Annotated in this window: 12 protein-coding genes; 4 read left to right on the top strand and 8 right to left on the bottom strand. The window is 46.0% G+C overall.

All coding sequences use genetic code 11. From position 1 onward, the window contains the following. Positions 1 to 196: 196 nt before the first annotated feature. Positions 197 to 2,989: a sigma-54-dependent transcriptional regulator gene (locus ACN6NF_RS01995; RefSeq protein ID WP_474314673.1), complete on the bottom strand. Its 2,793-nt coding sequence runs from the start codon at positions 2,987 to 2,989 to the stop codon at positions 197 to 199. Positions 2,990 to 3,239: 250 nt separating this feature from the next. On the opposite strand from ACN6NF_RS01995, the gene rpoN reads away from it, so the two are divergent. Continuing rightward, positions 3,240 to 4,559, top strand: coding sequence for an RNA polymerase factor sigma-54 (gene rpoN / locus ACN6NF_RS01990; RefSeq protein ID WP_474314672.1), 1,320 nt, complete (start codon positions 3,240 to 3,242; stop codon positions 4,557 to 4,559). A 141-nt stretch (positions 4,560 to 4,700) separates the two neighbouring features. On the opposite strand, the gene ACN6NF_RS01985 is transcribed toward rpoN, so the two are convergent. From ACN6NF_RS01985 to ACN6NF_RS01965, 5 genes are all read right to left on the bottom strand, one after another. Next, positions 4,701 to 5,852 carry a response regulator gene (locus ACN6NF_RS01985; RefSeq protein WP_474314670.1) on the bottom strand — a complete coding sequence of 384 codons (1,152 nt, stop codon included), beginning with the start codon at positions 5,850 to 5,852 and terminating at the stop codon, positions 4,701 to 4,703. Between the two features lie 158 nt (positions 5,853 to 6,010). Continuing rightward, complete coding sequence (locus ACN6NF_RS01980; RefSeq protein ID WP_474314668.1) at positions 6,011 to 9,151, bottom strand: ATP-binding protein; 3,141 nt, start codon at positions 9,149 to 9,151, stop codon at positions 6,011 to 6,013. A gap of 161 nt (positions 9,152 to 9,312) precedes the next feature. After that, on the bottom strand, positions 9,313 to 12,756 hold the full coding sequence (locus ACN6NF_RS01975; protein WP_474314666.1) for an S-layer homology domain-containing protein: 3,444 nt from the start codon (positions 12,754 to 12,756) through the stop codon (positions 9,313 to 9,315). Positions 12,757 to 12,977: 221 nt separating this feature from the next. Next, complete coding sequence (locus ACN6NF_RS01970; protein ID WP_016818825.1) at positions 12,978 to 13,643, bottom strand: methionine ABC transporter permease; 666 nt, start codon at positions 13,641 to 13,643, stop codon at positions 12,978 to 12,980. Next, positions 13,640 to 14,662 carry a methionine ABC transporter ATP-binding protein gene (locus ACN6NF_RS01965; RefSeq protein ID WP_016818826.1) on the bottom strand — a complete coding sequence of 341 codons (1,023 nt, stop codon included), beginning with the start codon at positions 14,660 to 14,662 and terminating at the stop codon, positions 13,640 to 13,642. Before ACN6NF_RS01965 ends, ACN6NF_RS01970 begins: the two co-directional genes overlap by 4 nt. 267 nt (positions 14,663 to 14,929) lie before the next feature. Between ACN6NF_RS01965 and pdaA the strand changes: the two genes are divergently transcribed. Both pdaA and ACN6NF_RS01955 read left to right on the top strand, forming a co-directional pair. Then, the gene (gene pdaA, locus ACN6NF_RS01960; protein ID WP_474314664.1) at positions 14,930 to 15,727 is read left to right on the top strand and encodes a delta-lactam-biosynthetic de-N-acetylase; all 798 of its coding nucleotides are present in this window, start codon (positions 14,930 to 14,932) and stop codon (positions 15,725 to 15,727) included. A 282-nt stretch (positions 15,728 to 16,009) separates the two neighbouring features. Then, the gene (locus ACN6NF_RS01955) at positions 16,010 to 16,210 is read left to right on the top strand and encodes an HAD hydrolase family protein (RefSeq protein ID WP_474314662.1); all 201 of its coding nucleotides are present in this window, start codon (positions 16,010 to 16,012) and stop codon (positions 16,208 to 16,210) included. Between the two features lie 71 nt (positions 16,211 to 16,281). Here ACN6NF_RS01955 and ACN6NF_RS01950 read toward each other — a convergent pair whose 3' ends face one another. Next, positions 16,282 to 17,982, bottom strand: a complete 1,701-nt coding sequence (locus ACN6NF_RS01950; RefSeq protein WP_474314659.1) for a glycoside hydrolase family 13 protein — start codon at positions 17,980 to 17,982, stop codon at positions 16,282 to 16,284. Positions 17,983 to 18,253: 271 nt separating this feature from the next. Here ACN6NF_RS01950 and ACN6NF_RS01945 point away from each other — a divergent pair, with 271 nt between their 5' ends. Next, positions 18,254 to 19,345 carry a hypothetical protein gene (locus ACN6NF_RS01945; RefSeq protein ID WP_474314657.1) on the top strand — a complete coding sequence of 364 codons (1,092 nt, stop codon included), beginning with the start codon at positions 18,254 to 18,256 and terminating at the stop codon, positions 19,343 to 19,345. Positions 19,346 to 19,641: 296 nt separating this feature from the next. On the opposite strand, the gene ACN6NF_RS01940 is transcribed toward ACN6NF_RS01945, so the two are convergent. Then, the gene (locus tag ACN6NF_RS01940) at positions 19,642 to 20,430 is read right to left on the bottom strand and encodes an SDR family oxidoreductase (RefSeq protein ID WP_076294512.1); all 789 of its coding nucleotides are present in this window, start codon (positions 20,428 to 20,430) and stop codon (positions 19,642 to 19,644) included. Positions 20,431 to 20,444 lie beyond the last annotated feature (14 nt).

Here is a 20,444-nt window from a genome sequence, read left to right as displayed (position 1 = left end):
GTTTCACCCCCTCCTTGCATCCTTCGCCTATACTTATATGCAAGTCTCATGCCAAGATTCTGTATGATGCGATTAATCATCAAAAAAAGACCAAACCCTCGGCTACTCCGGGAATTTGGTCTTTTCTCACCACTTGCTTATTACTCTTATCCGCATGATTAATACACATCCAGCATCGTTTTATACACTTACGCCATTACTCGGGGATACAGTTATATACTTCGCTTAGGATTTCGCAAATATAATATTTTTCATCATTAGTCAGCTTAATGTTAATACTGGAGGCAAATATATTGCAGGAACGGTTCACCACATCGAGCAATCGTTGGTCAAGCAAGGATACATCCTCCTGATACACTAGCCCTTCTCCAATGACCATTCGTTCCAGCGCATGAGCCGTATGAACAGCAAGCTGAACCTTCTTTGCATAATGGAAATCAGCCTCCAGTTCCTGTTCCAACTGCTCGATAAATTTCATCAAAATCCCTAAAATTTTGTGAGGATTCAAATAAGTCATAAACTCCTTTAGCGTATCCTCACATAGATCTCTTACGACCACGCTTCCGTGTTCATGCATAACAGGCAACTGATTGTTCAGCAACAATTCTCTTAATGCCTGCTCACCGCTTGCCTCGATCAGCTTTTCCAAAGGGATAAACGGTACATTCAGCTCGCTTGGACGCTTAACTCCAATCACCGCAAGAAGCGTATGCTTGGCCCGTAAATCCTTCACCACTTTATCCAATTCCCTGACCTTTGCCAGTACAACGACTATTTTCTCTTCGGTTAAGTCATAAACGACCTTCTCTACAAATTCCTTTAGCTTGGCTGCGGCGCCTTTGCCGGAGGAACAGACCGTCACGATTACCTTATTACTGTTCTTTTCCACTTTCACCCCGGCATTTCCATTGTTATATCCACGAAAATCCCTCAAAGATTGATAAATTTCCTCTATATTCATATCAAAAATACTGGCCTTTCGCACAGCCTCCAACACAAGCGGGGTTGAAACCATATCAATAGTCTTCACCTTAATCCCGACACGTTCCATAATGGTTGCTTCAAGATTGAGCAAGGAGCCCATATCAACCAGCAGCAATACGCCTCTGCCATTGTCAATGTCCTTAACTTTATCTACAATAACCTCCAGGATTTCTCTGGGACTAACATCCAAAGGCATGTCTACTGCGCAAATATTTGAGCTTCCCAGCAGACTGTCGACAACGCTAACGAGACTGCTTGCCGTACTGTTGCCATGTGCAGCCACGATGATTCCCACATTTCCCTGATGCTCCTCTTCCACCGATTTCAGAAGAATCGCCACATAGGTAGTCTCGGCATCGGGTACGCTTACTTCAAACTTTGATTCGATCAAATCCTTGATAATAAGTGCCAGTCTGTATTCTTCATCTTGATCATTCATCGAATCATAGATTTGTTTACTGACATATTTTTTCTCCCGGATTCGCTTTAAAAAGGCACTCAAATGAAGACTGAAGGCATAAACAAACCTGTCGCTGTAATTTCTGTTCAATTCTTTTTGAGCCATCTCTTGCACCTGTTCAGCGAACTCTAGGATATTTCTGCCTACGATCTTAAGGATCCGTTCCCTTCCCCCTTTGATGTTATAAAATCGGTTATAGAAGCTTTTGATGTGAATATTGACATCTGTAGTAATAAACTTATTGATAAAACTGTCGTCGAGTCCTTCTTCTTTGAGCATCCCTATCTTGTCTTCAATCAATTTGTACAGGTTGAACGGCAGTTCAGAAGCGTCTGCTTCATCCATTCCTTTGCTGCCTTCAGGAGTAATATACAGCGAGGAGTTGACCATCTCCATTTCGACAATCTCCTTGCGGTTCTTCCCCATATTAAATAGACCTTCCTTGATATTTCCGGGCAAAATTTTAAAATCAAGTTCAATCTCTTCCTTATTTTCATGTATGCTGTTCAAAAATCCTTTGGCACACACAAGCTGAATGTTCGATTTCAACTGACCGATATTGCCATAGGTTACGCTGCCAATCAGTGCTTTTACAGTTTCCAATTCAACCCTAATGGGCTTGTTGACACGATGGGCTTCGTTTGCAAAGAGATGCTTCAGGATCAAAAACCGCTCTTCAACGGTTCGCTCTTGCAAGGAAGGAATGTTGATCGTAATCGGTATCCGTCTGATAAAGGTTTTCAGCATGGAAGAACCGGGATCTTCGGTCGTAGCGCCGATGAGCAGCACATTTGCTTCCCGCTTGCGCTCCGACTCGCCCAATTTGTTGTAACTGTTCGTGTCCATAAAATAAAATATCATTTCTTGGCCTTCCGGGGGCAGCCGATGAATCTCATCCAAAAACAGGATGCCTCCATCCGCTTTCTCGACCAGCCCCTCTTTCTCCCGATCAGCCCCGGTAAATGCTCCTTTTACATGGCCAAAAATGTGGGAAAGTAGCAGTTGAGGGTTATTGTAATAATCGGCGCAGTTAAATACGATAAACGGTGCTTGCTCTGAAAAGCGCTTCATATATTTACCATAATTATACATCAACCTAGCGAACATTGTTTTTCCAACACCAGTCTGCCCCACAATCAGCGTATGTAAGCCCTTCGGCGGGTATAATATTGCCGCTTTTCCCTGCTCAACCTGGTTTCTCATACTCCCCATGAAACCGATTAAGGCGTGAAACGGATCCACTTGCTCTCCAGGCAGCAATATTTCATGAATGCTGTTGACTTGGATTTGTTTCTCTTTAAGCTGAACCCGAAAGGTCTCCTCGATCACCTGCTTGTGCAAAAACTTGACGGGTCTCCCCTTGATTTTAATAATCAAGTCGGCGCGAAGTAGACTATTAAGCTCCTTGCTTACATTATTTCTTAACATATTCTGTTGATCGGCTATTTCCGCAGCCGTAATTCCACCGCCGTCCTGCAAGGCCTCTACCGACAGTTTCTTTGTACCATTGGCAATATACTCTAAGATCTCATCAATTCGTTTCACGGTATTCCCCCATGCTGACTAGTTCTTATTTAATTAGTATATAAAAAAAGAAATAATCCTCTACAAGAAAATAAACTGACAAGTTAATCATTAATCTGATACCCTTTTCATTGAATCTATCCAAAACTCTAACTTAACCCGTTCCATTCACTTCTTTTCCAAGATCAAAGGTTGGCAGTATAATTGCATAAGCTTCACGAATAAGCTGCATAAAAAGTTATATTGTTGCCCAGTAAGGAGCTGAGATAAAATGATACGCTACGGATTACAGCAAGAGCAAACATTCAGGCTGGCTATGACTCCAGAATTACGACAAGCCATCACAATTCTTCAATATTCTTCGGTCGATCTAATGTCATATCTTCATGAGCAAGCAAATGAAAATCCGATCATTGATTTGACAGAGATCGATATGTCCATCGAAAGAATAAATACAGAAGAAGAATATTCGCCACGAAAAAATGATAATCCGGTAGACCTTCTGGACTTTGTCTCTAATCCCGCAGAAAATTTATATAGACATCTCAAAGCGCAGCTTGGGATGGTCCGCGGGCTATCCAAACTACAACAGATGATTGGCATGTTTCTGATTGGAAATTTAAATGAAAAAGGCTACCTTGAGCTGGATGTAAATACAGTTGCCGGAATACTTGACGTTCCCACCGATGAGGTTGAAAATATACTCGCCCTGATCCAAGGCTTTGAACCGGCAGGAATCGCTGCCCGCAGTCTGGAGGAATGTCTTCTTTTGCAGCTGCGATATGCCGGGAATGATGATGTTTACCTGGAAGAAATCGTGCGGCATCACATGGTCAATCTTTCATGTAACCGCATACAAAAAATCGCAGATGCTCTAGGTATCAACATTCACATGGTACAACAAATTACCGATCAGATACGCAAGCTGAATCCTTGTCCGGGAGCGGCATTTGCTCCATATGAACGCCAGTATCATATAGCAGATATCTCAGTGGATAAATCCAAAAACGACTACATTGTGACAGTTAATGATATCACAGTCCCACGCGTCGGGATTAATCCTTTTTACCAAAGTATGCTTCGGAAGCCGGCGATGGAGGAAGAGAAACGATTTCTTCGTGAGAAGATGAATACGGCATTATGGCTTATTCATAGCCTTGAGCAGCGCCGCCTGACGCTGATGCGTGTGGCCCAGGCCATTGTTGATAGGCAGCGAGAATTTTTTGAGCATGGCGGTCATTATCTCAAATCGATGACCCAAAAGGAGATTGCTGGAATAACCGGCTTGCATGAATCCACGATCAGCCGGGCGGTCAGTAATAAATACATGCAGACGCCCCGTGGATTGTTTGAACTCAAATATTTCTTCACCTCCGCCCTAGGATCAAAAGACGGAGATGCTACTTCATCAGAGAGCGCAAAAATGCGTATAAAACAGATCATCGACGGCGAAGAGAAGCAAAAACCACTTTCAGATCAGGCAATCACAGAGCTGATGGCAAAGGAAGGACTGGAGCTGTCACGTAGAACGGTAGCCAAATACCGTGAAGAATTGGGGTATTTATCCTCAATCAAGAGAAAAGTGTATTAAAGCTTCAGCAAGCCGTTGTGAAAACTAAGAAGCAGCGCTATTACGTTCTCCCCGCTGCCTCCCTCGTAGAACATCCAAGAGAATAGGTCAACCAGTAATCTCTGGTTGACCTATTCATATGACCTGAGCCAGTACAGTAGTCTACGCAGGTCGCGTCTGTGTTTTCAATTGCACGTACAACTGGTGTGTCACCTGCTGTGGCTCAATACCCAACTCATCTTCCAGTAAGCTGACGAAGCTTTCATAATGCTTTTGAGCAGCTATATACTCTCCCAGCTGGGCATAAGCAGTCAGCAGCAAACCGCAGATATCATCTGAATAAGGTTCCCGCTGCTGTAGGTGGAGCAAGCGTTGGACAGACTGCCGGGCACGACCTGAACGGAGCTCTTCTCTAGCCAGTTCTGAAGCACATGCCAGATACATATTGCGCAGTTTTTCTCTTTTTGCATACGCCCAAGGGTAATCGTGCTCCTCCAGATAATTGCCACGGTACAGAGCCAACAGGCTCTCGATACGCGGCGTACCACCGCTGCCAGATGCCGCCCACTCGGAAATGCCCCGCTCGAATAGCTCCACATCTGTAACCCAGCCATTACGGTTCAAACGATAGCGATCCAGATTGTATTCCAGCTTCGTATCTTGCATCCGTTCTTTCAACGCCTTGCGGATCTGGTAAATGGACGTGTGTAGATGAACAACAGCCTTGTCCAAATGATATTCGGGCCACAGCGCATCCAGCAATTGCTCCTTGCTAACCCATTCCCCTTCATGATGTAGTAAAAAGGAGAACAGCTCCTGCGACTTTAATGTACGCCATTTGAATGGCTTTGTTCCCACAGCTCCTTGGCCATCCTCCAAAATTTCAAGTTTTTGAAAACAACGCACTTTGGGTAATTGCTCTGTTGCCACGACCGAACTGGAAGGACGGGAATCTGCTAGCGAAGCTACAATCCGATCTAACGTTTTATTAAGCCGCCGAGCATGAACAGGTTTTAACAAGTAGTCCAGTGCTTGCAGTTCGAATGCTTCAATAGCATATTCCGAGTACGCAGTCACAAAGACGATATGAATATGCGAGTCCAGCTGTTGAATCCACTCGGCAGCCTCCAGTCCGTTCATCTCCGGCATTCCGATATCTATAAAAACAATATCCACACGTTCTCCCGTCAGATGATCCAACCCAGCTTGTGCAGACGTATATTTGCCCATGACCGTTAATCGTCCGTCCGCCTCCAGCAACCGTTCCAAGTAGGTTAGTGCCGACCTCTCATCATCAATCAATATCGCCTTCATCTGTTTCCGCGCTCCCTTCCTGCTGCAACCATCCATTACAATGCTCCATGACCAAGCTGCCTGCTTTATCATCCGATTTTTAATTTCTTATATTTTATATATCGTATAAACTCGGGCGCGACATTAGCTTTTTTCGGCAGATGCACTGTATTTTTTATTCATTCAGTAGGGCGAGATAAGGTCGTTTCCGGCACACGGAAGCTTACCGTCGTCCCTTGCATAGGATTGCTTTCAATCTGCAATCCTTCTCCATACATATGGATCAGACGGCGATGGATATTACGCAGTCCCACACTGGAGGATACATGTTCCTCCGACAGTAAGTGTTGCAGTCGCTCTGGCGGAATCCCTACGCCGTCATCGGTCACGCTGACCACAAAATCGGCTCCAGCCTCTTGTACAATCACCCGCACCGTTCCACCTGTGGCCCGCTGCATTACACCATGTCGTATTGCATTTTCCACAATGGGCTGAATGCTTAATGGCGGGATCAGCGACCGGATGTTCCTCCCTACCTCTATAGTCACCTTCAACCGTTCTTCAAAACGGGCTTTTTCCAATGCCACATACGATTCTACCAATTCCAGTTCCTTGCATAGCGGAACTGTATTCTCCCTGTTCTGGAAGTCAAAGCTTCCCCGCAGATACTGGCTCAGCTCCATAAGCAGCTCTGCTGCTTTATCCGGGTCTACTGCTACGGTCGAAACAATGACATTTAATGCATTGTACAGAAAGTGCGGCTTGATTTGTGCCTGTAAAAAGGCCATTTCTGAACGCACCGCTTCCTCTGCCGAATGGCGCATGTTCAGCAGAGTGCGCACACGCGCCTTTAATTCCTCCGCATCAACAGGCTTACGTAGAAAGTCATTGGCTCCAGCCATGAAGCCTGCACGGATATCGCCGGGCAGGTCGCGTGCCGTCAGCAGCAACACGGGTAGTTCGGAGAGAGAATACCGTTCGCGAATCCGTCGGCACAGCTCAATACCGGACATTTCTGGCATCATCCAGTCCGTAATGACTAGGTCAAATCGGGTACGGCCATTCAGCAGCTGAAGCGCCTCCTCAGCATGTTCCACAGCCACCACACTACAACCTGTGGTGTATAACAGCTCCTCCAACACCCGAAGGTTAACCTCATCATCATCTACAGCCAGCACTCTGTAAGGAACATTCCTCACATGCTCCAATCCATCTTCTTCAAGCAGATTCACATCCTGACTTGAGGTCACACCAGGCTGCAATATAACCTCAGACAAAACATTTTTTTGAGCTTCATGTGCCGACGTACCCGTCTCCGCTAAGGGCAGTGTAAAATAAAAGGTCGAACCCTTACCTAATCTGGATTCTACCCGGATATGGCCTCCATGCAGCTCCACCAGACGACGGGTTATGCCTAACCCAAGCCCAGTTCCACTATATCCTTCGTCCTCAGCATTCGCCCCTCGGTTAAAAGGTTCAAAGATGTGCAAAAGATGGTCTGGGGCAATACCTGGTCCGGTATCCTTCACACTAATTTCCATTTCGCGATTCCTGGTCTTGGCAGAGATTACGATTTCGCCTTCCTCCGTAAACTTCATCGCATTCCCCAATAAATTGTATAAGATCTGATTCAGGCGATGTTCATCTGCATCCACCTTAGGCAACGAATTAGGCCATTCTTTGACGAATTGGAGCTTTTTCTTACCTACCGAATGACCCAATACCTCCAGCACAGAGTTCACTGCAGCTTGTATGTTTACAGGCCGGCGGTTTAAGGCTAATCTTCCATTTTTCAAGTTAGAAAAATCCAAAATATCGTTAATCAAATAGGAAAGCCTGCGCCCTACATTCGCAATCAAGGCCAAATTGTGCTTTTGCGGCTCATTGAATTGTGTTCCATAGCGGTCTAGCATGGATTGAGCAATATTAATAATTCCATGTAGAGGAGTACGCAGCTCATGTGACGTGTTCGCCAGAAATTCGTCCTTTAGCCCATCCAGGGTTAGCAACCGTCGTGACAGGTTCTCTACCTCCATGAACGAATATACAAAACGTTTGGCCAGCAACAGCGTTTGAGCCAATACGAATATGAGCATTTCATAGGCTGTCACCCCACGTACATCTCCCCATCCCAGAACATATACAAAACTGGTCACCACAATCATAAGAATACTCATAATACTAATGACTAGCAGTGCAGCATCATCCGTCCGTTGAAGAAGTCCCCGAATCAGGATCAGTAATACATATCCCACACTGACTACACCAAAAAGAAGGATAAACGCTTCAAAGGATGAGAGCACCAGTGTAGGCAACAATAGCCCCATACCCAGCATCAGTGCGGTTGTAATACTATAGAGACGCAGCACGATTCGATTCATAACAATCTGTGTCGTAAGATGAACATACCGAATCAGAAAATAGTAGAACAGCGTCGAAGAGAACGATTGAATTTTCAATATCCATTCATAAGGCAAATCCGGCATGCCCCAGACTAGCAGCTTCTCTCCATGTGTCAGAATGTAAAATAGTGCCGCGACGCAAAAGCATGCTAAGTAAAGCAAGGCCTTCTCTTTTTTACGTAAAAGGTACAGCATGATAAAAAATACAGTAGGAATAAAAAATCCTGCGACTAGTACGGTGTCCTCCGCCATCGCTACTTCCCGGCTATGCGTAATACTGGCATATTCCCCAAACAGCAGCGGATAAATGATTCCACCGGAGGAATAGCTGTAATTAGCCACATGCACGGTAATATCAGCCGAATGTCCATCTACTGCAGCAAATCCAACAAAGGGGGCGTTGCCCTGCTCGCCCTTGTCGGCTGAAACGGAGGGAACACCACTCGCACCCACCTCTGCTCCGTCAATCCATACTCGGCTGGAGTTGCGAATATTTTGCATATGGATGCCGTACAGATTCTCCACTTTTTCAGGTAACAGTACACGAACATGGTAGGTACCATATCCAGTCGCCTGTCCCCCAGGCATCCACTGATTCCATCTACCAGGCACATCCACAATTTTGGGGGAAGATCCGGTGCCTGACCCCAATTTGGAGGAGTTTCGATGATTTTCCCAATCCTGATCTCGCGTTTCCTGAAAAGATGAAGGCTGCAAAAGCTGATTAGGATAAAACTCCCACTCTCCTCCCAACTGTACAGCGCCTTCCTTGTCGGGGTCCCAATTACGCAAATCAATAACACCGTTGTGAGCTTTCCAATGACTGTTTCCGGATAATACACCCGACACTAACGGATACACCGGCAACGCAACCGCAAGCAGAAGTATAATAAAAAATAAAACACCCTGTTTTTTCATAAATCCCCCGCTCTTTTCAATAACGTCTATCTTTTTGTATCGGTTATTCTATCCAGCTACATTAGAAGCGTTATCCACACAAAAAGGGACGTCCGCCGCAGATAAAATCTGTGCGGAATCGTCCCCTTCTATACACCCTTGTACTTCCTGTATTCCCCTTATTAAGGAATCATAACGTCATCAATACTACCGCCAGGAATCGAGCCCGAATCATCTCCGCTGCTATCGCTTGGGGGCGTTGCTCCACCACTGCTGTCGCCGCTTCCTGTTCCGCTGTTATCGCTTGGCGGCGTTGCCCCACCATTGCTGTCGCCGCTGCCTGTTCCGCTATTATCGCTTGGTGGTGTTGCTCCACCGCTGCTGTCGCCGCTGCCTGTTCCGCTATTATCGCTTGGTGGTGTTGCTCCACCGCTACTGTCGCCGCTTCCTGTTCCGTCGCTATCGCTTGGCGGTGTTGCTCCACCATTGCTGTCGCCGCTTCCTGTTCCGCTGTTATCGCTTGGCGGTGTTGCTCCACCACTGCTTTGTTGCTGGCTGTCTATAAAATCTTTATACTCCTGAATCGCATCTTCCAGATTCATATAATTTTTCTTAACTTCCGGCATAGGATAATACGGGTCCAGACGATTGAATGCATCCACTACTTTGTGAAAATAGACCGTCGTAGAATCTGTACCATTTATTGTAAGAAGATTGTTCGCAATGTTCTTGAGCTCTTGGATATCAAGATCAGTTACGATCCATTTGGATTGGTAGTTTGAAAGCACTGTAATTAAATCTGTGTTAGCCTGGTCTACCTGCAGTTGTGTGCTATCTGGATTATTAAGCACAAGGTTTGCCAGATTAATTTGCCCTTGAAGTTCTTCGTTATCTTGCTCGATATAATGACGGCCGAACGTCAAAACTTCATTATTAGCCAAATTGATATTGTAATTCAACAACATAGTATCCACCGCTATAGGTGCAGCATACTGGCTCTGTACCCGTTGCAGTTCCTCGTATACGGGAACAACGTCTTGCAATTCAAAGCTGGACAACCCCAAGAAGATGGAGGCATGCTCTGAAGCAGAAGACAAGGATTGCTGAGCTTCAGCGCTTAACGCTCCTGAATTTTGCACCAAAATTCCATTGATCGCTGTCTGCATTTCGATGACTTCGTTTCTCAATTGTAGCCTTTTCTCGTTATATTTTTCAATATAGATCCCTTTAGCCTGACTTAATTGATTATAAGAGATCACCAATTGTTCCTCAGGAGTAAACGGCATAATGAGTGCAAAGTGGGCTTGTACTGTTTGTTGATCTAAAAGCATCATTTCCGTATTCAAGTAATTACGAGCCACAGGATCAGACAGCAGTTTGAGTTGAATATCTTGAACCAACTGCTGCAGTTTTTCCCGTGTTGTAGCAGACACTGGCGCAGTGAATACCGTAAGCCTTTGACTCAGCTCCATGTTCAAGTTCAATACATCCAGCTGCGTCATAGCGGTGTGCATCTTCTCTGTATATTCCTGAATGAGGTTGTCTAGTTCAGCATTTTGAGAACCACTCTGATCATAGATAACCTGCGCTTCTTGTAAAGTATTTTTAAGCACTGAGAAGTCCGCTGATTGCAATGCCAGGAATGATTCTGTGGCACCTTCTATTTTTTGTGTCCATTCGTCCAACTGCTCAGTTGTAGATAATGGATTCAGATATACTTTTGATCCTTCCCTCACTATGGACTTGTAACGCGCTTTGTCCGTTTTCAAATTCTCCACACGATCCGTTACATCGAGAAAATGCAGATAGGCATCTCTGAGTTTTACTGATGCCTTGTATACCTTGATTACTCGACCCAAGCTTTCTACTTCCCGATCCACAATATTCTGAGGCGCATTCCCTTCCAACACATTGTTGCCAAATCGAATCGCTTGACTTAGGGAGTCATCCCAAAGAGGCGGAAATTCGTCACCAATCATTCGGTTTTGTTCAAGGGTAGTCGAAGCTAACTGAATCAGTCTAGTTAATTCCTCTGTTCCAATCATCGGTTCTGTGGCTGAGGCTGTGTACACAGAAACATCCTGTTTCAATGTGCTGAGCGCTTGATCTACTTCTACTTGTGTAGCTGCTGTATTGTTTAGTACCAGCATAGCTTGATTGATGACTATGGACAGGTTTTCCTTCGCTGCGGCTGGGTAAAGCGCTTGATCCGTTCCACCCTCGCCTGCACGCTCCAGCAGTTCTTTGGCTGCATGGACTTCTGTCTCCAGCCGACTGCGGTCTACGCTGATCATGTCACTGTTGTGTTTTTTCTTATCTTTGCTGTCTGTATCCGTGATAACCGCTCTAGTAGAGGACGATTTCGTCGTACCATTCACGAGACTAACAGCTTCTTTCATCGCATTATAGTTGATAATAACATCCTGCGGCTGTTTTTGTTCCGGCAGGTTAAGCTGGCTGATTGCTGCTCCCTTAGCCAACGTAATAAAAGGAACGCCCACATATTGAGATGCATCCAGCAAACCAATACTACCGTTAACCAACAGCTTGCCAAGTCCCTGTTGCAATGAAACACGACTAATCGCGGCATTACCTTCGGTCACGATCGAAGCATCATTTTTCAGCGTCAAGTTGTCAATCTTTGTCGTCCCGGTTGCTATCAATTGTGCATCTTGAGAGCCAAGCTCCACACCGGACCATGTTGTATTTTCCAAAATGGCTGATACCGGCTGGGTACCTGAGCCTTTGATTTCCAATATGCCTGTGGAGGACATGTTTTTCAAGGTTACCGAACCATTGACGATCAGGCGTCCATCAAAAGACACACCCTTACCGTCAAATACGCCACCGTTTGCGTTAATTTCCAACTGTTTTACACCTGTGAGTGTACGCAAATTACGGTTAAGATCGATTTTGGCCCCTTTTAATACCGCTTTGTTATTTTCACCGAACAAACCTTGCAAAGATCCTTCCAGCTGGTAAGGGATATTTCCGATTCGAACCGTGTTGCCCTCTGATTTCACTTCTCCTACTGGATGATCCAACAGGCTAATGAATACTTCCGCACCACTCTCCCGGTTCAACGGATTTTTCAAATCTGTTGCAGAAGCATCCTCTGATAATAGACCATAATTGCGAGCTACCTGAACTGCATTTTGCTGTGCGTTCGCATTACCTGCATCCTGCAAGTCCATTGCGCGTACTAGCGATACGATCAGTTCTTCCTTGGTAATGGCATCCCCCGGACGGAACAGTTCTCCGTTGCCTGTCATATACCCGGCTGCACGTACTGCCTCAATATAGGGAGCACCCCATGCATCCGAGGACACGTCCATAAAAGAAGTTTGCGGCTGATTGTTAACTTCCAACTGGAACAGACTGCACAAAATTTTAGCCGCTTCTGCGCGGGTCAAATTCTTTTGTGCCATAAAATCGCCCTGATTACCACCTGTCATCAAACCCAACGTGCGAGCTTGTGTAACAAATCCAGTTTCACTTTGTGCATCTGCTGTCGCTGCATAAGCATTCTGGGTGCCGCCCATCCAAGGCAGAGATACGATGGAGCCTGAAGCAATCCCCAGCACCATGGCAGATGCAATCCATTTATTTCGATTTACAAGTTTCAATATTTTCACTCCTAGACGCTATTTATTGGCATATATCCTGTTATATCAAAGGCTTTAGTCATGTTTAGTTCTACGATTTATGCAACCAAGGAACTATGCTAAAAGAATTATACGAAACCCCACTGAACCGATTCTGAACAATTAGACCTAGATGAGACTACATAAATGAAAATATAAAAAAGCGCCCACCTCTATAGGTGGACGCAATATATCATTATTCATCAGCCCCTGCGTGCTTTGCGGGAGAGCAAATTGCCCAAGGACTGAACCCCTTGTACAAACACGACTAGAATGACGACGGTTATGAGCATAACTAACGTATCAAAACGTTGATACCCATACGCTATCGCCAGATCGCCAATTCCCCCGCCGCCGACAGCACCAGCCATAGCCGTTGCACCAATCAGTCCAATGGCGGCTGTCGTTAACGACAAAATCAGAGAACTGAATGCCTCGGGCAGCAAAAAGTATCGAATGACCTGAAACGGAGTTGCTCCCATCGCATCTGCTGCCTCCAATATCCCCGGATTGACCTCCAACAGCGAATTTTCGACCAGCCTACCGATATAAGGTGCTATATAAATAATTAAGGGGACAATCGCCGCACTGGTCCCAATGGATGTATGCACAATTAGACGGGTTAACGGAATGATCGCGATCAGCAAAATAATAAACGGCAAGGAACGAACAATGTTAATGATCGGATTCAAAATACTGTACAACCATTTGTTCTCCAAAATTCCACCTGGACGGGTGACGACGAGTAAAATACCGATAGGAATACCAATCAGAGCGCCAATAAATAATGATATGCTGACCATGAGCACGGATTCATACAAAGCTTCCCACAGTTGATCCCAGGTTATCGTGGTTCCTGTAATCATCATAGACTCTCCACCTCCTGAATATGAACTCCTTTGCTCTTGATAAAATCAACAGCCTGCTGAACGGCATGCTGCTCACCGCGCAGTTGGAGTGTCATATAGCCAATCGTCGTTTCTTGAATCTCCGTCATGTTGGCAAACAAAATGTTCACATGGATATCATGCTTCCGAATCAATTCATGAACCACTGGGTCGGAAGCTGCCTGTCCGATAAATTCCAGCTTGTAAATGCGTTGCGATTCTTGTTGCTCGAACGTTTGCAGCACACTGTCCGGCACTTGATCGTGAATAACTGTGCGTACAAAGCTTTGTGTTGTTGGGTGCTTCGGCTGTCCGAATACCTCCAGCACGTTGCCCTGCTCAATGATTTCTCCCTTTTCCATGACGGCCACCTTATTGCATATCCGCTGAATCACCGACATCTCATGGGTAATGATCAATATGGTGATCTTGTATTCCTTGTTAATTTTGCGAAGCAAATCAAGAATAGACTGCGTGGTCTGCGGATCAAGTGCCGAGGTTGCCTCATCACAAAGCAAAATGGACGGGTTGCTCGCAAGCGCCCGCGCAATCCCGACACGCTGCTTTTGTCCGCCGGACAGCTCGCTGGGATAGCTATTCGCCTTGTCTGATAATCCTGTGAATGCCAGCAGTTCTGTAACACGCCTCTCAATTTCCCGCTTGTTGCGCTTGAGCAGCACTAACGGAATGGCAATGTTTTCGAATACCGTTTTCGATTCCAGCAGATTAAAATGCTGAAAAATCATTCCGATCTTCTTCCTTACTTTTCGCAGCCCGGAGGTCGAGTAGGCATTTAAGCTCTCTCCTTCGACAAGAACCTCACCAGTCGTTACTTTCTCCAGACGATTGACCAAACGGATAAGCGTACTTTTCCCTGCACCACTAAATCCGATAAAACCAAAGATATCTCCTTTATCTACTGTGATATTTATATTTTTTAACGCTTGAATGCTTAAGCCTTTTCTTACATAGGTTTTGGATACATTCCTAAGTTCAATCATAACTCCTAACTCCTTCCGTTCCATCAAGTAAGTAAGATCTCTCTAAGTTGATTTCTTTCCTATGGCATGAACGCTTGAATTAAATCCGAGTATTTTAGTAAGTTTTATAGAGTATACTACTTCGATTTTATATTGATGTCAATATGTGTTTTAAGTTTGGTGCAAGCATATCTTTCTTTGCATAAATGAACATGATATTGCAGATGGTATGGAATATGCCGAAGTATATACATCTTACCCGAATCGGGCGGAAGCGGAGGAACATAAATGAAGCGAATATTAACCTTATTGCTATGCATTGCAATGATGGGGATGTCCACAGTTATGGGAGAATCGGCATCAGCTACCCAAGCTATGGACGGACAGCCGTATCATTTTGGATTTAAAAAAAGTAAGGGAGGCGAACTACCCTCCATCGCACAAGAAGGCTTTATGCACTTGATTGAAAAACAAGGCGGCATCTTTTTGGGCGACACGACTAAGAAAGAATTGTTTCTTACTTTCGACAACGGTTACGAAAATGGATATACTCCCAAGGTACTGGATGTATTGAAAGCCAAAAAGGTTCCGGCCGCCTTCTTTGTAACCGGGCATTTTGTAAAAGATCAACCGGATTTGATGCGCCGCATGGCGAGCGAAGGCCACATTATCGGAAACCATTCATGGAGCCATCCTGATATGAGCACCATTTCTTCGGCAGAGATTCGGTCTGAGCTGGATCGGGTACGAACTGCCTCTGCTGAGTTGACCGGGCAAAAGGAAATGAAATATGTCCGGCCACCGCGTGGCATTTTTAATGAAAAAGCATTGGCATCCTGTCGAGAAGCCGGATATACGAGTGTGTTCTGGTCGGTGGCCTACAAGGATTGGGACACGAATATACAGCGAGGGACAGACTATGCCTATCGCCAAGTTATGCAGCAACTCCACCCTGGAGCGGTCATTTTGCTCCATTCCGTATCCAAGGATAATGCCGAGGCACTTGGCTCGATCATTGACGAGGCTCGCAAGCAAGGATATGAGTTCAAAAGCCTGGATGACCTTAAAGTTAAGCATTATCACTAAAATAGCATCTAACTTAATGACTTAATACCGTAATCAGCCCGATCCACATCTGCCCTAGCAGACAGTGTGAATCGGGCTTTTTCGTTTACGAATAAGGAAGGTACTGACTTTGGCGGCCCTGAAATCCATTGTAAAAATACTCATTTTAACTGCTGACGATATGGAAGGCTTGGCTGCTAAGCTTCTCCCGCTGGGTGTGGTCATTCATCAACACCGCAATGAACAGGTACTGGATATTAGCCCCCAGAATATCCATATTGGAACGCGCTGCAGAAGCTTGGTGTGCAGCCTCGCCAATTTATCGCCTTTGGCAATGATGCGAATGATATTCCAATGTTCAAAGAGGCACACCATGCTGTTATGATTCATCACCATGCTGAACTGGCTGCCTACGCGACTGAATCTATCCCCAATGAGGGGGAAAATCAAGAAGAGCGGATTATCTCCAAAATACGTGAATTGGCTGAAACAGTAACTGTGTAGTCCAACGCTAAAGAAGGGGAAGCTCCTCTATGAGCCTCCCCTTCTTTTATCATCTTAAGGATAACGAACATTTATTTTAAGGTTAACTTATACACTCTAGCTTCGTAAGGGCGCAGCTTCAAAGCGTGCAAATCTTCTCCTGTTACCGGTTCATAGTTGGAGAGAAGCAGCTCCGCCTTGGCGACAGGAAACTCCTCACCGTCGGGCCAGTGGAACACCGGATCACGGTCAAAGAAATTCAAAATGATTAGCAAACGCTCTTGTCCCAGCATGCGCGCAAATACATACAGTTCTGTATCAAGTGGCAACAACAGCTTATATTCGCCATAGACTATGACCTCATGTTGTTTGCGCAGAGCAATCAACTTGCGATAATAGTGAAAAATCGAGTTCGGATTATTTCTTTCTGCCTCTGCATTAATGTGCGCGTAGTTATCATTCATTTTCATCCACGGCTCTCCATCGGTAAATCCGGCTGCTGGTCCGGCATTCCACTGCATGGGAGTGCGTGCATTATCCCGACTTTTTCGCCAGATCGCGGCCATAATCTGCTCCTCCGGCTCACCGATCTTTCGTTGCTGCTCATAATAATTCAATGTTTCTACGTCCCGGTAATCATCAATTGACGGGAAGGCAATATTCGTCATCCCAATTTCCTCACCCTGATAAATATAAGGCGTACCCTCAAGCATATGTGTGAAGGTTGCCAGCATTTTGGCGGATTCCACACGGTAGTGCCCATCATTTCCAAATCGAGAAAGAGCCCGCGGTTGGTCGTGATTGTTAAGATAATTGGCATTCCATCCTTCCTGATGAAGCACTGTCTGCCAGCTACTCATTATTTTTTTCAGTTCCACCAGCGTCCACGACTTGTACTTCCATTTTTCCGTTCCTAACCCTTGGGCATCAATAAACATGTGCTCAAACTGGAACACCATATTCAGCTCATGCCGCTGATCTCCCACATAATCCAGTGCCTGCTCTGGCCCTAAACCGGACGTTTCACCAACCGTCATTAAGGGATAACGCTCCAGTACCTTTTCGTTCAGCATCCGTAGAAGCACATGTACCTTTTCCAGGTTGGAAAAGAGCTGATAGGCACGCACCAAGGTTTGTTTGTCAGGATTATGCGCATCCGGCAGCCCTTCAGCTTTGACAATATGGGCAATAGCGTCAAAGCGGAAGCCATCGACTCCCTTTTTTAACCACCATTCCACCATACGATAGAGTTCACCCACCATCTCTTCATTTTCCCAGTTCAGATCCGGCTGATGCTCGGAATACAGATGCATATAATATTCATCTGTAAGCTTGTCATATTTCCACACAGAACCGGAGAAATACGATTCCCAGTTGTTCGGATATCCGCCATTTTTGCTTGTTCGCCATATGTAGTAGTCCCGCTTCGGATTATCCTTGGACGAGCGTGACTCCGTGAACCACGGGTGCTCATCCGATGTATGGTTTAATACCAAATCCATCATAATTTTGATGCCTCGTTCATGCGCCTGATGAAGGAGTTCATCAAAATCTTCCATCGTTCCAAACTCATCCATAATGGCATAATAATCGCTAATATCATATCCGTTATCGTGATTGGGCGACTTATATATCGGGCAAATCCAGATCACATCAATACCCAGCTCAGACAGATAATCCAGCCGAGACAAAATGCCTCGCAAATCCCCTTTTCCGTCTCCGTCAGAATCTTGAAAACTGATCGGGTATATCTGATAAACAACAGCTTCCTTCCACCATATTTTTTTAGGCATGTTTCCCTCCTGTATCTTCTCTGTACATCCAATAGCTTATGCTCTTAACATACACGCAATACCTGTATACGAATCGTTGGTGCAGGGAAACGAGGGACTTGTAAGCTTGCTTGGGTGCACAAGCAGAGCTGCTATAGCCTACGATATATTTTTTAATTTATTTTTATGAAAAACAGGTTGTATACATGGACTTGGCGTTACCTATATATATGAACTACCCATATACTTGAATCAAAAGCGGTGCCATTCTTGAATTTAGGGAGGAATGTATATGAACCTTCGACCCAAGGAGCCAAAGGATTTAATTGTGGAATCAGCTGTGATCCCGCCCAACATCCATGTAGATGTGGAGTCGGCCACTGAGGGGGGGACACGCCGCCTGATGCTTAGTGATAACCCGGAGACGCTTACCCACGTGACGGTACCTACCGAGCAAGCTACTTTGTGGCATGATGTGGTTCGCACCACCACCCGGACAGTCAAGCACCGGATTTTCGGCTGGCATTATAACAAAATCGGCAGTCCTGTTAAACTGGGGATCACCATAGAGAATAAAAGCACGGCCCGTCTGGAAGTACGTCATATTGAACGTGCCCTTGAGATTGTACCTGAGGACGGCAACTGGATTATTGATGTTGGGCAGTCTATTGCCAAAAGCTGTTTGGCGGGTACGATGGAACGTGTGAAGCCAGCAGACCGTCATAAATTCGGCAAAGGCACCGCTCTGCTGGAGGAATTTGAGCTACCCGAAGGATCATTGGCCGGATTCGTCTATGACCTCACGGTAGAATATGCCGAAGGCCATGGTACGCTGGACTATGTGATTCGCACCGTAATCAGCAAAGATACGCAGACCGATCTGCGCGAGATTGATAAGGATGCGCTCCCGCCCGTACCTCCACCGCAGGCGCATCCACGCGGAGTATGGCCTTTTTCTGAAACAAATGCGCGCATGCCGGAGTATGTAGTAGGGCAAAGCGCCAACTACCGAGCATGTGCCACTAAGAAGCTGAACGGCGAAACTCCTGCCGATCTGCTGTTTACAGGGAAACGTAGCGAGCTGGGGCCTGCGCTTGATAATCGCGGACAATTCGGGACGATATACAACGCGACCATTCCCATCGTTAACGACAGTGACGAGGTACGTATCGTAAGAATCTACGCCAATCCACGTGGGGGAGCGTTCGCCGGGTCTGTACGCGTGGATGAACGTGTATATGGTATCCCTTTGCTACGAGATAATACCAAGGTATGCCGGCTGACTGACATCAGCGTCCCTCCCGGCAGATCCAGCTATGATCTCAGCTTCATGGTCGCCGGCAGTGCAACTACGCCGCTAGGTCTGTACGTCATTACACTATAGCTGTGCTCACGATAACTGGATGAGCGAACGTGGACCAAAATGTTCACAGGATATGGTCTGCTCTATAGTAAATGGAGCTGTCCCAAAGCTGGTTATAAATTTTATTGGACAGTCACGCTTCGTCATTAGTATAAAAAAGCGCGAGTGCAAGGGTTATTTCCCCTGTACCTCGCGCTTTTTGGTTCATGCTCACCCATTTGAGCGGTTATGGTCAAGCGAAGGTACGTAGTCCTCTTCGCCGCCATACCCGGCATCGGCGATGACTATACCCGATTTGTGTCAGAATAAATATCGCTCTATTTGAACCGCTGAACCTGCCTCGAAGGCATAATGGTCAACTCTGGAATATTGACATGCTCCGGCTGCTCAAGTGCATAAAGGGCAGCTTCTGCAACATCATCGGGATGCAGCGGCAAAACGCTCGAAGCAAACGCCCGAATTTCCTGCTCAGGATATCCGGCCACCTGCGAAAATTCTGTCGCCACCGCCCCGGGGTGAATCGCAGTTACACGAATTCCTTGCGTACTGGTCTCCAAACGCAATGCAGAGGCTATGGCGCTAACGCCGTACTTGGTAGCGCTGTATAGTCCTCCTCCGGCAACCACTTCCTTCGCTGCAATAGAGGAGACAATGACAACATCCCCCTTGGCCTGCTCCCTCATTGGCTGAAGTCCGTACTTCAGTGTCAGGACAAGACCGTGAACATTCGTCTTGTAAAGCTCCTCCCAGCGTTCCAGCTCCACCTCTGCCAGTGGGCTTCGATACCCGAAGCCGGCATTGGCAACGATAATGTCAAGCCGCCCCCAGCGTTCAAGAATGGCGTGGACCGCCTGCTGTACGTCTTCAGCTTTTTGGATATCGGCAGGTATTGCCATGACCTCATACAATTCCTCTTGGTGCAAGTCGCGAACCAATTCATCCAATCGCTCCTGACGGCGTGCCAATACAGCTACATACGCGCCTCGCTTTGCCAGTTTTTTTGCAATCGATGCCCCAATGCCGCTGCTTGCGCCTGTTACCAAAGCTACTTTCCCGGCCAGGCTTTCCTTCGCTTTCCAGGATAATTTCAACTCATCCAATATCATGTTAAACCCTCCCC

It is taken from the genome of Paenibacillus sp. TSM33, assembly GCF_056099025.1.
The sequence above is the reverse complement of the archived record's forward strand: the minus strand, read 5'-3'. Positions and strand labels throughout refer to the sequence as shown.